This is a genomic window from Calothrix sp. CBUCES-K 9914 (assembly GCF_059640475.1).
The window spans coordinates 1-14,443 of record NZ_JBXXZH010000239.1; the positions used below are offsets into that span (position 1 = coordinate 1).

A 14,443-nucleotide genomic window follows, 5' to 3' on the forward strand; every position below is an offset into this window, starting at 1 on the left:
CTCGTTCATCACAAAACCTATCGTTGACGTATGGGCGCCAACCTTAACTTGACACCAATGGCATCCTTGCCCGCTCTTAATAACTTTGAGATAGGACGGGCGAGGACACCCATCCCACAAGACATCCCACAATATGTAAACTATACCCACAAGATGTAAACTAACTTAATATAAAAATACCTTGGTTGTATTTAGCTTTTTGAACGTATATGCTCAATTGCTACCAGTAGCGCATCAAGCATAACTTCATAACTTTCATCGGTAGAACGTCCCAGTGTCATCAACCCTGCTTGCTCGATAGAAATAAAGCCTGTGATGGCAGCATTGACCATCCGCATTACATCAATTAGTTGATTTTCACTTAATTCATATAAACGTAGCGAGTTTTTTAAAAAACTAAGAGATTTCTGAATTACAACAGCCGCATCGGGGTCACTAGGTTGTAGTTGATATTGCATTATTAATCTGTAAAACGCCGGGTATGTGCGCGCGAAGTTACGTGTTGCGCGTCCACCTGCAAGCAGCATTTCGCGAGGTTGACAATTTCCTGCGGTTTGTTGTTGACAATACGTTAAATATTTTTGCCACACTTCCAACACTACTGCTTTCCGTAGTGCTGTATTTCCATCAAGATGTTTATAAATCGCGGGTGGCTTGATACCTAACTCCCGCGCAACTCGATTTACACCAAGTGCTGCTTCTCCTTCTTTTTCCAAGCAGCTAATTGCTCCTTCTATTACATCCTGTCGCGTTAACGAATTTTCTTTTGTTGGGCGCCCCATATCGTATTGAGTGCTGAGTATTGAGTGCTGAGTGCTGAGAAATACAAACTCCTAGTTTAGTTAACGCAATTAACTAAAAGTTAATTATATTAACTTAATATATATTGTATCGAGTAAAAATCCAAAACTATATGGGTGATTTAACCTTCACGCCTGTTTATGAGCTTGCTCGGATGATACGAGAACGGGAAACCTCGTCATTGGAAGTAGTAGATGCTTATTTACAGAAGATAGATGAGTGTAATTCTCAACTGTCCGCAATTTGCACTCTCGATATAGAAAACGTGCGTCAGCGTGCTTTTCTTGCAGATGAAGCAACTTTAGGTGGCGAGAGTTGGGGAATTTTGCACGGAGTACCTATAACTATTAAAGACGCATTTGAAACTGCTGGACTTCGTACAACAGCAGGTTACAAACCACTTAAAGACTATGTGCCCAAACAAGATGCGACTGTAGTACAAAGAATGCGTGCGGCAGGAGCAATTATTCTTGGCAAAACAAATTTGGCGAATGCAAGCGGTGATTATCAAGGTTACAACGAAATTTTTCCGCGTGTAAATAATCCTTGGAATCTAAATTATACACCGGGTGGAAGTTCCAGTGGTGGTGCAGCTGCTGTTGCCGCAGGTTTATCACCGTTGGATATTTGTTCTGACTTTGGTGGTTCAATTCGTCAACCTGCACATTTTTGCGGTATTTTTGGACTTAAGCCTACTGACCGAAGAGTTCCGACAACTGGTAATTTACCTGTTGGAGTTGGAAGTATTCGTCAAATGATGACTGTAGGCACCTTGAGTCGTTCGGTTGAGGATTTAAGAATTTGTTTTTCCTTAATTGCAGGCGCCGATATTCATCAACCTGATATTCCACCAGTACCTTTAGATACTCCTAGCAATCGTAATCTTAAGGATATACGAATTGGATGGATTGATGAAGTACCAATATTTCCAGTTGCAGAGGATATTAAATTAGCTATGCAAACCACAGCTAAAAAACTTGCAAATGAGAAAGGCGCCCAAATTGAGCGCGCTTTACTAGAATTTGATTTTTTAGCAGCATGGCAAGTTTATTATGCGCTAAGTACGTATATTGTTCCGCTTACACAAAATCAAGATATTGATTATTTTCGTCATAACATCGCATTTTTATTACGTGAAGCAATAACAGGAGATAAAGCACTACGTCAGATAAGCAATATTCCTAAGATAGCATTTCCAGTTGGTCTTAATCCGACTTTGAAAGGATATTTTGAAACTTTACAAGAACGGGATAGGCTAATTTTACAAATGGATAAAGAACTAGAAAAATGGGATGTATGGTTATGTCCAGTTGCAATAACACCTGCATTTACCCATCGGTCTCAAGGTATAGCTGTTGAAGTTGATAATCGAAAAGTACCATATCAAATGGCTAATGGCGCCTATACAGTTCCATTTAACCTTACAGGTCATCCTGTTCTAGTAATTCCAATTGGACAAACTATAAATGGATTGCCTATAGGAATGCAAATTGTTGGTAAACGTTGGCAGGAAATGGAATTATTATCAATTGCACAGAACATTAGCGAAGTCACTCAAAGCTTTCAACATCCACTTGGTTACTAAGTGATTTATTTACAGTAGTTGGTGCGTGACGCTACAAGTCTTTTCATTACGTCCAAATTCTTTCATAGCGTCACACACCCTACAACTGAATGGCACTTACTTAAGCATTTTGAGGCACCAACGCGCATTGGGTAGGGTGCGTGAAAGCTATTACTATCAAGCAATGTAACGCCAAATACAGTGCTTTCACGCACCACTAATACGTTAAGTAAGTGCCATTCCACCCTACAACTCTCTTCTCTCTTCCTTTGTGCCCTTTGTGTCTTTGTGGTTTTATAAACAAAATGAACAATATAATATTTCTACCCGCACACAAAATAGCAGAAATGATACGCACACGCCAAATTTCTGCGGTTGAAGTTTTAGAAGCACACCTAGCTCAAATATCCAAACATAACCCTAAACTAAACGCCATATGTACACTTGATGAAGAACACGCGCGCATAACAGCAAAACAAGCAGACGAAGCGTTAGCAAAGGGAGAAAACTGGGGAAAGTTACACGGTGTCCCAATGACTGTTAAAGATTTATACGAAACAGCAGGACTACGAACAACCGCAGGATATAAAAGACTTAAAAATTATATTCCCACTCAAGACGCAACAGTAGTACAAAGATCACGTGCGGCAGGAGCAATTATTATGGGTAAATCAAATCTAGCTAAATTAGCAAGCGATTATCAAAGTACAAATGATTTATTTGAAAAAGTTAACAATCCTTGGAATTTAGATTGTACAGCAGGTGGAAGTTCGGGTGGTAGTGCTGCTGCTGTGGCTACTGGTATGGCGCCCTTAGAAATTGGAGATGATATTGGTGGTTCGACGCGCCAACCTGCTCACTTTTGTGGTGTGTATAGTTTAAAACCAACAGACCGTCGTATATCTACTGCTGGACATATTCCAGAAGTACCTGGACAGCCAAAATGTATTCGACACATGCTCACCCCAGGATGCTTCGCGCGCTCAATTGAAGATTTACAATTATGGTTATTACTATCATTAGGCACAGATTTAAAACAACCTGATGTGGCACCTGTTCCTCTCGATATTGCATCAAATAAATCTTTACAAAATTTAAAAATTGCTTGGACTGATGGTTGGAAAGAAATTCCTGTTGCTTCATCCATTCAGGCTGCAATTAAATCATTTGTTAATAACATAGCTCAAACAGGCGCCTATGTAGAAAACTGGAGTCCTGAAAAGTTTGATTTAGGAGAAACTTTACAACTCTACAACTTACTTGTAGCTCTCAGCATGGGACACGCTAAACCTTGGGAATTTGATGATTTTTTACAAGTGCTTCCGTTTATGTTTCGTGAAGCAACTCAAGGTGATAAAACACTTCGCAACCTTAGCAACCTGAGTCAGCTTTTGCCTAGTTTATTAAATCCAAATCCTAAAAAGTATTTTGAGGTGCTGACTGAACGTGACCGAATTATTGCCCAATTAGATCAAGCGTTAGAAAAATTCGATGTTTGGTTATGTCCAGTTGCTAGTACTACTGCATTTACCCATCGCGCTAAAGGCGCAGCGATTGAAGTTGATGATATAAAAATACCGTATTTGCTGGCGAGTGGCGCCTATACAATGCCGTTTGCGTTTACTGGACATCCAGTTGTGGTGATCCCCATTGGTCAAGATAAAACGGGATTACCTATTGGAATACAAATTATTGGTAAACGGTGGAAGGAAATGGAGTTATTAAGTATCGCGCAGCAACTTGCAAATGTGACTCAAGGTTATCAAATTCTACCTGGTTACACATCTTAAAGGAACAGGCAGGGATGCCTGTTCCACAAGATGTTTTTGCAAAAGTATCTCAAGGCAAAATTTGTGTGTTTATTTAAAGACTTATACGTTCCCCAGAGTGCAAGCTGGGAAACGGTAGAAGCCTTTGGTTACATTTGACCGCTAAAGATAGGCTGAACTTTGCGGTCAGTCAATTCCCCCAAGTCATCTGCTACTGTCAAAACACCCGGTTTGCAGCGCTTGACTGTTACAGATACCCCTGTGGCGCCTTCTTGTTCAAGGTCATCGATATAACCCTTACGAGAGGCACTTGCCTCTGTTGATGTTAGGAATGGTCCAAAATAATAGGTGCAACGCGGGGACTGAGTTTTGACCTCGACCCACCACGCCATACCAAAGTTTTGATATACGTTGATCAACAATTCTTTGAAGTTATTCCAAACGCTTGTCATGGCTTTCACCAAGTAGATGTTTTGAACTGTGTGTAAAAGGTACGTTGAAAAAGTGTGCATTCACATTTCTTTATACTCTTTTACTCTAATTTTTTCAAAGAAATTGTTGCTTACTTAGCAGGATGTAAAGTATTTACGCTATTTACCCAGCGCTGACGATAAATTTCGTAAAGCGTCATACCTGCTGCTACAGAGGCATTCAGGCTAGGAGTCTTGCCCGCTAAGGGAATTGATACTAAAACATCGCAAGCGCGTTGTGTCAACAAACTTAGACCTTCGCCTTCTGACCCAATGACAATTACGATGGGGCTAAGTTTTTTCTCGTCTTTGGGGTTGCCAAAATTAACTGAGTGCAATGGAACACTAGCATCATCAGCAGTACCATAAATCCAGAAACCCGCAGCTTTCAAATCTTCTAAGGCACGGCTTAAATTAGTAACCCGTGAGACGCTAAAGTTTTCTAACGCACCTGCTGCGACTTTCATCACTGTGGAAGTGATGCCAGCACAGCGCCGTTGAGGTATAACCAACCCGTGGGCACCAATAGCTTCAGCAGTACGAATGATGGCGCCGAGGTTATGGGGATCAGTCATGCCATCAGCAACTACAATTACTGGTGCGTAGTTCTTTGTAAAAGCTTGAGTGATTAATTCGTGTAGGTCAGTATAATTGTAGGGAGCAACTTGTGCTGCTACACCTTGGTGATTCGCCTGCTCAGTAATTTGGTCTAGACGCTTTGGTTCAACTTCATCAATAATTGTACCATTTTCTTTTGCTTGGAGAATAAGCGAATGAAAGCGGGGATCATAACGCAAGCGCGGAGTAATCCAAATGCGGTTGAGATGACGCTCACCTTCTAACGCCGTCAGAACTGGATGACGACCATAAATCATGTCACTGCTTTCTGACTTGATCTCTGTATCAAATTCCACATCTCGTACAATTTTTTGGGCACCAATCGAATGTGGAACCACACGTTTGCCCTTTATTCTTACACCTTGACGAGATGGAACGCTTTCGGTTCTTCGTCCCTCAAACTTTTTACCCTCGTACTTACCTTCAAACTGTTTACCCTCGTACTTACCTTCAAACTGTTTACCCTCGTACTTACCTTCAAACTGTTTACCTTCAAACTGCTTATTCTCAACTCGTTTGCGCTCAACTGGCTTAACTGAAGGTGCGGAAAATTTACCGTTTTGACGCGGACTTGCTGTAAGGGTATCTTCATCTCTATTTTTGTCAAATCGTTTAGACAAAGTTGGCAGCGTTAACTTTGATTGCGGACGCGGACTGGGAGTACTACCGTTGTCTTTAGCTTTTCTTGGAGCTACTACTGAGTGCCCGACGACGCGCTTGCCTTTAATTTTGAGGGATTGCCCGCGTTGCTGTTCGCGAGGAGCATTCATTTTTTTGGTTTTGTTAGCCATGATAAGTATGATAAGTCCCGTTTTTTCATGTGTCAGCAGGCATTCCCGTCACCAAAATTTGCCCAAATTCGAGCGATTTGGTCAGACAGCCATTTGAGAAAGATTTTTCTTTCCCAATAAAGCTTGAAGTAGAAATACCACTACTTGTTAAGATTTGATTAGATTGAGTCGGTCTGTATTTTGTGCAGGAGTTCTGTTAAACGCGCTTCGTCGGTTAAATATAAATAACCTACTAAGGTCTCTAAGCTTGTTGCTTGTTGATATGTTTCCGGACTCACTCGCTTCGGTCGTCCTGTAGCAGCATTGCGGCCTCGTCGGACGATTTCTAATTCACTATCGGTCAGTTCTTTCGCGAGCGTTTGCAAATGGCGTGCTTGCATTTCCGCTCGTACTTGTGCGACTACCGAGCGATGATAGCTGTCAACTCGCTGCGGTGGTAGGAGATAGTACATTCTAAAGTACAGTTCATAAACTGCGTCCCCCAAGTAGGCTAAAGCAGTAGGAGAAATTCGTCGAAGCTCTTGATGAGATATTTGACTCGGAAACATGTTGCAAGCACTTAAGAGTGCATGGTTCCAGGGGTAATGCCGATTAGACTTCTCTGTTGGTTCTTCAAATGATTCTTCCTCCGATAAATTCACAAAGTCATTATTCCTCACTGTTTATACATCACAATTTGCAGCACATCTTGGGGTGAACTTGAGACTTTGCCCGCAATCTCCCATTACGGGTTATCAACACATCATGGTGGTTACATAAAATTACTTTTAATATGACGCTTTACAATTCAAGTCATCTGTAGATAATACTCTAGCGCATTATTACAGTCTAAACAGTTTATTGTATCTTAAATTTCGGTAAAATTAAAGCTATCCAGATTTTTGACATCGGATAGCTGGTTTTAGTTGTCTCGACTTGGAGCAGTCAAAACTACTTGATATTCTCTAAAGCCGCGTCAACGCTTGTTTGCAGGGCGAGAAACTTCTCTAAGCGCACAAGCTTTACTGTTTGAGTGACGCGCGCGTTTGTGACAATTTGTAAGGTTCCTTCGTTATTCTGTGCCTGCTTGGCGAGTTGCACGAGGGCGCCTAAGCCAGAACTGTCTACAAAATCAATTTGTGAGAGGTCTAAAATGATATTTTTTGGACCTTCATCAATTTTGCCTCCAATTACCTTGCGGAATGTAGGTTCAGAGAAGGCATCTAATAAGCCTGTGAGGCGGAATAGCTGACAGTTATCCCGGACTTCGCGAGTACCTCGCAGGCTAACGGTTAAGTTTAGTGATTCAGCAATAACTCCCTCCTCATCTTGAAGCAAACGCTCAAGTATAAACGGTTTTGGTGCATTTTGTCTATAATAAACCCGATACTCTGCTAATTGCGAATAAAGAGAGTTCAATTTTAACCAACATTTGCCGTTTGGGAGAGTCGAGCCTCCCTCATTGTTTGCACAAACTGTTCAAACAAATAATCAGCATCGTGGGGACCAGGACTAGCTTCTGGGTGATATTGCACTGAAAAAATTGGTAGTTTCTTGTGACGAACACCCGCGACGGTATGGTCGTTAAGGTTAAGATGACTCACTTCTACAACTGATGCTGGTAATGAGTCCGGGTTGATAGCGAAGCTATGGTTTTGGCTAGTAATTTCGACTTTTGTCGTCAAGCCCGCAGGTTGATTTAAACCGCGATGCCCAAATTTTAGCTTAAAAGTCTCTGCTCCCAATGCGTGACCTAAAATTTGGTGTCCCATACAAATTCCAAATATGGGCTTTTCGGCTCTAAGCAATGCCTTGGTTGTCTCAATACCTTCAGAAACTGTAGCTGGGTCTCCCGGTCCATTAGAAAGAAATATTCCGTCTGGGTTATATTTTAAAATTTCTTCGGCACTGGTATTAGCTGGCACAACTACCACGCGACAACCATAACTCGCTAATCGTCGAAGTATGTTGCGTTTTACACCAAAATCTAAAGCTACAACCGTGAAAGTTTGTTTTAAATCACTTTGACAGTTAGGGTTAAATTCCCAAATTGGTGTAGTTGGGTCTGACCACTCGTATACAGATTGCGTCGTGACTTCACGTACAAGATTTAAGCCTTTCATGCTTGGCGCCGCTTGAATTTGTTCGAGCAGCTCGCTTTCTTCAAGAATATCTGTAGAAATACCGCCGTTCATCGCTCCAACAGTACGAATTTTACGAGTCAGCGCACGGGTATCAATACCATAAATACCTGGAATTTGGTGCTGTTTTAAGTAGTCAGATAAAGACTGTGTTGAACGCCAGTTACTGGGACGGTGACAAATATTACGAGCAATGGCGCCTCGTACCTGTGGACGAGATGATTCCTCATCAAGAGGATTTACACCTGTATTACCTAATTCTGGATAAGTAAAAAGAACTATCTGACCGCAATAGCTGGGGTCAGTCAACACTTCTTGATATCCGGTCATGCCGGTATTAAAAACAACTTCTCCGATAGTGGTGCCAGTAGCTCCAAAAGACCAGCCACGGTAAGATGTTCCATCCGCGAGTACGAGTAGAGCAGGTATAGCCTCAGACAGTGACATAGCAGTGCAAAATAGATATTGGGGTAATGTGGTTAAGGTGCTTGAGTAATTGCTTCCGATGGTTAATTATGCCACGAGTATTTATTTTCGATTATCAAAAAATTAATTTTCAGTTTGATGTGGCGCCGACTAAGCTAGATTTAAGCTAACTGAGCAGTTAGAATTACATGTATCAAGCCCCCAACCGAATTACAAGAAATGCGTTCGTGGAACCTGATACTAGTTACGCTCTTCTTGCTCGCTACTGGTTGCAATAAGCAAGCTCAAACCAGTAATAGAAGTCAACAAAGTTCGATGTCGGTTCAGACAGAGACTTTAAATCAAACGGTTGCTCCCACCTCAACATCTGAGTCGGCACCTGTCTCAAGTGCTGACCAACCCAATATTTTTGAGTTGGGTTTGGATAGAGCAGCAGGTGCATTTAGTATAAGTCAGTCCGCTCAATCTCCTGACGATTGGAATTTAGTAGCAGGTAAATACCAAGACGCAGTTGCGCTGATGAAACAAGTTAAACCTGGAACTCCGTATTATTCAATTGCCCAAAACAAAATTGGTGAGTATCAGCAAAGAGCAAAACTTGCACAACTAAGAGCTATTCCTCGAATTAAACCAACCCCACAACCACAACCACAACCAACTCAAGTTGTTGTAATTGTGCCAGAAAATGTAACCAAACCTCAAATCGCACCAACTCCCAAACCCCCAAAAATTATTGTTCCTGTTTTCGCGCGAGAACCGAAAATACAACAACCATCTGTCGAACTCGAATCTAGTACTTACGAACCAGAGCAACCTGTCATCAATCAAAAAATCGACGAAGAGGTAATTACAGTTCCAATAAAACGCAGGATGGGAGGTACACCAGTTATTGAAGTCACATTCAACGGCAACCAATCTTTTGACATGATAGTTGATACAGGTGCCAGTGGTACTGTTATTACGCAAAAAATGGCAGAGGCGCTTTCTGTAGTAGCTGTAGGTAAAGCAAAAGCAAATACAGCAAGTTCCAAAGCTGTAACCTTCCCCATTGGTTATATCAATTCAATGGAGGCAGGGTCAGTCAAAGTAAATCAAATTCCTGTAGCTATCGCTGGAGCAGAACTAGAAACTGGGCTATTGGGACACGACTTTTTTGGAGATTACGACATCACTATCAAACGCGATGTCGTTCAGTTTCGGCCTCATACTCCTATTCAGACTGAAGAAACTCAACCAAGCATTCCAATTTATCCCAAGCTGCGCCGCTAGTCAAAATATCGAGTGCTAACTTTATACCTTTCTCGTGTGCCTCCCAAGGTACAACATCACCAACATAAAATGCTAATGCGGCATTGAGTGCTACAACGTTTGTTTGTGCCGCTGTGCCTTTGCCCTGTAATACTGCTTTTAAAATATCAGCATTCTCCGACACATCTCCACCTCTAAGGGATGTTACAGGCGCCTTTTCCAAGCCCAAGGACTGTGGGTCTATTGTAGTCGTCTCGACCTTTCCATCACATACAACAGCTAAATCAGTTAAATCTCCTAAAGAAGCTTCGTCGAGTTTTTCACGTCCATGTAACACAATAGCTTTGTGTGTTCCTAATTGCAGCATTGCACCCGCAACCGTAGAAAGCAACTTCGGGTCATATACTCCCATGACTTGTCCACTAGGACGCATCGGGTTTACCAATGGTCCAAGTAAATTAAATACTGTTCGTACCTTCAAATTTTTTCGTATTCCAGCTACTGCCTTCATGGCTGGATGCCAACCAGGAGCAAATAGAAAACTAATACCCACTTCTTGGACAGCTGCATGTACCTTTTCGCTAGGTGCGTTCAAATTTACGCCTAAATATTCTAGTACGTCCGCGCTGCCAACTCGACTTGATGCCGAACGATTACCGTGTTTAGCAACCTTTACACCTGCTGCTGCCGCAACAAATGCTACCGCTGTTGAAATATTAAAAGTTGAGGCGCCGTCACCTCCAGTACCACAAGTATCAATTAGAGGAGCAGAAGCTAATTCGCTTTGACTTTCCGAACCAACAGATAGAGATTGTAAAACTTGTGCCATCCCCGTCAACTCTTCACTCGAAACACCTTTAACTTGAAGTGCGATTAATATAGCTCCCGATAGCTCTGGTGGTATTGCTCCGTTCAACCACCCAGACATCAACTCAACCGCTTGAGCGCACGACAATGATTCACGTTCGAGTATTTTTTGCAGCAATTCAGACCAGATAACTGTAGATTCGGCTGTAGATGTTGCTATAGACTTTACAGGGGTAGGCAAACTGCTCATAATCTCAGGTAACAGTAGGATATCGCAGTTATCGTACCGAATAATCAGGTAGGATTGCTTACCTTATATATTGTTTATTTATATCTTGTTTATATTTATTGTTCTCTACCGCACAACATAAACGAGCGTTTGTACACATTTTTTACTATAATTAAAAATATTTAACATAATTTAACAATATTGTGGCAGTATCTTGAGCCAAGTTTTCAGTAATTATGCCTAAAGCAAAAAAGCAAAAATTTCCGTATTTACTCGGTTCCAAATGGACAGCACAGAATAAAGTAGATGGCTGGCGCCATTTTGAAGTAGTCAACCGTAAAAACCAGGGAAAATGGGTTTATGCGGAGATGGTGTCATCCTGTGACCCTAATGTTCGCTTTTGGACTAATGCGACGATACTACAAGACCGGGAACTTTGGCATCCCGGCTGGCAAACTCTGGAAGATATACGCGCGGGTTCATTGGCAACGGATGATAAACGGATGTAACGGATAAGTTATTTGTAACCAATAACCTATCCGTTACATCCGTTGTATCCGTTGCCAATATTCCTACTGACTAAAACATAAGGACATGAAGCACTAAGCTTGCGTTCGTGGCTTAAGAGGATTATTTAGGCAATTGTGATAATTATTTACACTGACTGCACTCTAATTGCTATTGCCTAGCTTTCAACTCCATATTCTAGTTGTTATAACAGTTAAAAAGTTCTTGGAGACAAGGGTTTGAAGTTTTTGTTTATTGTTACTAATTTTATAGTATGTATTTTATAAATAACTATAGTAAACATTATTTAACTATTTAAGCTTGTTTTGAAAAGATATATAACAAAAAATAGTTTATTGGTTCTAAAAGCTCTGGATTAGACTACTATTGCAAAAAATAGGCGCTTTATTTTGGTTTGGAATTGAACAATAATGTCATTCAGGTACACGAGCATATTGCCACGAGCAAGCTTTTGGGTAGAACTTTTACAAGTAAGGATAAGAGGCAAATAAGTGAAACTAGCAGTTTATGGAAAAGGTGGTATCGGTAAATCTACGACTAGCTGCAATATTTCCGTTGCTCTAGCCAAACGCGGTAAAAAAGTATTGCAAATAGGCTGTGACCCTAAGCATGACAGTACTTTTACTCTGACTGGGTTCTTAATCCCTACAATTATTGATACCTTACAAGAAAAAGACTATCACTACGAAGACGTTTGGCCAGAAGACGTTATTTACAAGGGTTATGGCGGTGTAGACTGCGTTGAGGCAGGTGGACCACCAGCAGGCGCCGGATGTGGTGGTTATGTAGTTGGCGAAACCGTGAAATTACTCAAAGAACTCAATGCCTTCGATGAGTACGATGTCATATTGTTTGACGTTCTTGGTGACGTTGTTTGCGGTGGTTTTGCGGCGCCTCTAAACTACGCTGATTACTGCCTGATAGTTACAGACAACGGTTTTGATGCTTTATTTGCAGCAAACCGAATTGCAGCTTCGGTTCGCGAAAAAGCACGGACTCACCCACTGCGTTTAGCTGGGTTGATAGGCAACCGTACAAGCAAACGCGACCTAATTGAGAAATACGTCGAAGCTGTACCAATGCCCGTTTTGGAAGTGCTGCCACTGATAGAAGATATTCGTGTATCGCGCGTCAAAGGTAAAACTTTGTTCGAGATGGCAGAACATGACCCCTCGTTAAATTACGTATGTGATTACTATCTCAGTATTGCCGACCAAATCCTTGCACGTCCTGAAGGAGTTGTGCCCAACGACGCTCAGGATAGGGAATTATTCTCCTTGTTATCAGATTTTTACTTAAATCCGAGTAAACCCGCAGTCACTAATCCGGAAGAACAATTAGACTTGATGATTGTATAAATCATTATTTCTATCTCGGGATGGGGCTATATGGCATTCTTTTACACTTTTACAGAATCTCTGAAACAGAAGTGGTTGCAATTTTTCCAAGCTAACCGCGAGTGGATTGTCTTGCAAATGCAAGTGGAATCTGTTTACACACCCGATGGTGGCAAGCGACCATCAAGTTACCTCATCCTAGGTGTAGCAAACGCTCTAGAGCCAAAACTGGCGCAGCTAATGCTACCTTTTTCCAAGTTAAATCCAGATGCTGATACCCTCGTCGAAGTATTAGGTTTACACTTCGACCCAGATGTTGCACTTGGTAATCGTGCGATGCCTTATGGCGAAAATAGCGATATGGTTATCAATGAATCTATTGAACAATCAATTCAATCAGATGATGCACCAGGTATTTTAACAAGTGGTTTTGAAACAGGAACTGCAATCAACAACTTCTCAATGGATGATGCGGCACACAGCGAAATACCAGAAATGTCCTTCAATGGTAATGGCGCCGTAGAACACAAAGAAAAACAAAAGTTGCACTCGGAATCATCGGATGATGGTTTTGGTGGCGATATCTCTTTTGATACAGAAATACCACATAAGAACGGTGGTTTCAACGAACTCGAAGACCTCAATACGTCTGATGACGAACACGGCTTTAGCGACGTGTTGATGGATGTTTGGAGTGACGAAACAAAAACTCAGAAAAGCGAAGAAGGGGAATTTGGCGCTAGTTTTGAAGAAGACTCAGAAATAGCTCGCCTCTTCCCCAATGCATAAGAGTTAGGAGTGAGGAGTTAAGAGTGAGGAGTGAGGAGTTAGGAATTAATAACTTAGCACTCAGCACTCAGCACTCAGCACTCAGCACTCAGCACTCATAACTCATAACTAAAACAAAGGGGAAACTTTTAAAATGACTGTTGCAGAATCACAAGCTTTAACATTCGACTGTGAAACAGGTAATTACCATACTTTCTGTCCAATTAGCTGCGTTGCATGGTTATACCAGAAAATCGAAGATAGTTTCTTTTTGGTTATTGGTACAAAAACTTGCGGTTATTTCTTACAAAACGCAATGGGAGTAATGATTTTTGCTGAACCCCGTTATGCGATGGCAGAGTTGGAAGAAGGTGATATTTCTGCCAAGTTGAATGACTACGAAGAGTTAAAGCGATTGTGTACGCAAATCAAACGCGACCGTAACCCTAGTGTGATTGTTTGGATTGGCACCTGCACTACTGAAATCATCAAAATGGATTTAGAGGGTTTGGCGCCCAAGCTTGAAGGTGAAATTGGTATCCCCATTGTAGTAGCGCGCGCTAATGGTTTGGATTATGCCTTTACACAGGGCGAAGATACTGTCCTTGCAGCAATGGCAGCACGTTGTCCAGAAAAGGCGCCTGTTGCACAAAGTGATAAAGACGAACGCAATGGTTTGACCAAGCTGCTTAACTTTGGCAAGAAGAAAGAAGAAATAGTCAAAGACGAATCTGAATATGTAGACCATCCACCGTTGGTACTTTTCGGCTCGCTTCCTGACCCTGTAGTTACACAGTTAACGCTTGAACTCAAAAAGCAAGGCATAAAAGTTTCAGGTTGGTTGCCTGCAAAACGATTTACAGAGTTACCTGTAATTGAAGAAGGCTATTATGTTTGTGGCGTTAACCCCTTCCTTAGTCGCACCGCCACCACTTTAATGCGGCGGCGGAAGTGTAAGTTAATAGGC

General features: G+C 41.7%; 14 protein-coding genes. 7 read left to right on the top strand and 7 right to left on the bottom strand.

Annotation, left to right across the window (positions count from 1 at the left end; all coding sequences use genetic code 11):
• Positions 1-191 precede the first annotated feature (191 nt).
• Positions 192-782: a TetR/AcrR family transcriptional regulator gene (locus AC2JBO_RS35270; protein WP_496958297.1), complete on the bottom strand. Its 591-nt coding sequence runs from the start codon at positions 780-782 to the stop codon at positions 192-194.
• A 131-nt stretch (positions 783-913) separates the two neighbouring features.
• On the opposite strand from AC2JBO_RS35270, the gene AC2JBO_RS35275 reads away from it, so the two are divergent.
• Both AC2JBO_RS35275 and AC2JBO_RS35280 read left to right on the top strand, forming a co-directional pair.
• Entirely contained in the window at positions 914-2,386 is a 1,473-nt protein-coding gene (locus AC2JBO_RS35275) for an amidase (RefSeq protein WP_496958298.1), read from the top strand.
• 326 nt (positions 2,387-2,712) lie between these two features.
• Positions 2,713-4,155, top strand: a complete 1,443-nt coding sequence (locus AC2JBO_RS35280; RefSeq protein WP_496958299.1) for an amidase — start codon at positions 2,713-2,715, stop codon at positions 4,153-4,155.
• A gap of 128 nt (positions 4,156-4,283) precedes the next feature.
• On the opposite strand, the gene AC2JBO_RS35285 is transcribed toward AC2JBO_RS35280, so the two are convergent.
• The 5 genes from AC2JBO_RS35285 to carA form a co-directional block, all read right to left on the bottom strand.
• Positions 4,284-4,586 carry a DUF1816 domain-containing protein gene (locus tag AC2JBO_RS35285; protein ID WP_496958300.1) on the bottom strand — a complete coding sequence of 101 codons (303 nt, stop codon included), beginning with the start codon at positions 4,584-4,586 and terminating at the stop codon, positions 4,284-4,286.
• A 110-nt stretch (positions 4,587-4,696) separates the two neighbouring features.
• A complete protein-coding gene (rlmB, locus tag AC2JBO_RS35290) occupies positions 4,697-5,575 on the bottom strand; it encodes a 23S rRNA (guanosine(2251)-2'-O)-methyltransferase RlmB (protein ID WP_496958309.1) in 879 nt (292 codons plus the stop codon).
• Between the two features lie 596 nt (positions 5,576-6,171).
• A complete protein-coding gene (locus tag AC2JBO_RS35295) occupies positions 6,172-6,654 on the bottom strand; it encodes a Mini-ribonuclease 3 (RefSeq protein ID WP_496958301.1) in 483 nt (160 codons plus the stop codon).
• Between the two features lie 289 nt (positions 6,655-6,943).
• Positions 6,944-7,330, bottom strand: coding sequence for an STAS domain-containing protein (locus AC2JBO_RS35300; protein ID WP_496958310.1), 387 nt, complete (start codon positions 7,328-7,330; stop codon positions 6,944-6,946).
• An 83-nt stretch (positions 7,331-7,413) separates the two neighbouring features.
• Entirely contained in the window at positions 7,414-8,580 is a 1,167-nt protein-coding gene (gene carA / locus AC2JBO_RS35305; RefSeq protein WP_496958302.1) for a glutamine-hydrolyzing carbamoyl-phosphate synthase small subunit, read from the bottom strand.
• A gap of 198 nt (positions 8,581-8,778) precedes the next feature.
• Here carA and AC2JBO_RS35310 point away from each other — a divergent pair, with 198 nt between their 5' ends.
• A complete protein-coding gene (locus AC2JBO_RS35310) occupies positions 8,779-9,828 on the top strand; it encodes a retropepsin-like aspartic protease family protein (protein ID WP_496958303.1) in 1,050 nt (349 codons plus the stop codon).
• Here the strand turns inward: AC2JBO_RS35310 and trpD are convergent.
• Entirely contained in the window at positions 9,770-10,864 is a 1,095-nt protein-coding gene (trpD, locus tag AC2JBO_RS35315) for an anthranilate phosphoribosyltransferase (protein WP_496958304.1), read from the bottom strand. The two genes, AC2JBO_RS35310 and trpD, sit on opposite strands and share 59 nt — an antisense overlap.
• Before the next feature lie 215 nt (positions 10,865-11,079).
• Between trpD and AC2JBO_RS35320 the strand changes: the two genes are divergently transcribed.
• The 4 genes from AC2JBO_RS35320 to AC2JBO_RS35335 all read left to right on the top strand — a co-directional run.
• A complete protein-coding gene (locus AC2JBO_RS35320) occupies positions 11,080-11,352 on the top strand; it encodes a TIGR02450 family Trp-rich protein (protein ID WP_496958305.1) in 273 nt (90 codons plus the stop codon).
• A 510-nt stretch (positions 11,353-11,862) separates the two neighbouring features.
• On the top strand, positions 11,863-12,729 hold the full coding sequence (gene bchL, locus AC2JBO_RS35325) for a ferredoxin:protochlorophyllide reductase (ATP-dependent) iron-sulfur ATP-binding protein (protein ID WP_496958306.1): 867 nt from the start codon (positions 11,863-11,865) through the stop codon (positions 12,727-12,729).
• Between the two features lie 30 nt (positions 12,730-12,759).
• The gene (locus tag AC2JBO_RS35330; RefSeq protein ID WP_496958307.1) at positions 12,760-13,497 is read left to right on the top strand and encodes a DUF5331 domain-containing protein; all 738 of its coding nucleotides are present in this window, start codon (positions 12,760-12,762) and stop codon (positions 13,495-13,497) included.
• Positions 13,498-13,630: 133 nt separating this feature from the next.
• The coding region (locus AC2JBO_RS35335) for a ferredoxin:protochlorophyllide reductase (ATP-dependent) subunit N (RefSeq protein WP_496958308.1) at positions 13,631-14,443 on the top strand (813 nt) is incomplete at its 3' end.

What these genes read in the sequence shown, in the direction of transcription:
- AC2JBO_RS35280 (WP_496958299.1), top strand. Translation starts at nt 2,713, where the DNA reads ATGATACGCACACGCCAAATTTCTGCGGTTGAAGTTTTAGAAGCACAC.
- AC2JBO_RS35270 (WP_496958297.1), bottom strand. Translation starts at nt 782, where the DNA reads ATGGGGCGCCCAACAAAAGAAAATTCGTTAACGCGACAGGATGTAATA.
- AC2JBO_RS35330 (WP_496958307.1), top strand. Translation starts at nt 12,760, where the DNA reads ATGGCATTCTTTTACACTTTTACAGAATCTCTGAAACAGAAGTGGTTG.
- AC2JBO_RS35320 (WP_496958305.1), top strand. Translation starts at nt 11,080, where the DNA reads ATGCCTAAAGCAAAAAAGCAAAAATTTCCGTATTTACTCGGTTCCAAA.
- carA (WP_496958302.1), bottom strand. Translation starts at nt 8,580, where the DNA reads ATGTCACTGTCTGAGGCTATACCTGCTCTACTCGTACTCGCGGATGGA.
- trpD (WP_496958304.1), bottom strand. Translation starts at nt 10,864, where the DNA reads ATGAGCAGTTTGCCTACCCCTGTAAAGTCTATAGCAACATCTACAGCC.
- AC2JBO_RS35275 (WP_496958298.1), top strand. Translation starts at nt 914, where the DNA reads ATGGGTGATTTAACCTTCACGCCTGTTTATGAGCTTGCTCGGATGATA.
- AC2JBO_RS35310 (WP_496958303.1), top strand. Translation starts at nt 8,779, where the DNA reads ATGCGTTCGTGGAACCTGATACTAGTTACGCTCTTCTTGCTCGCTACT.
- AC2JBO_RS35285 (WP_496958300.1), bottom strand. Translation starts at nt 4,586, where the DNA reads ATGACAAGCGTTTGGAATAACTTCAAAGAATTGTTGATCAACGTATAT.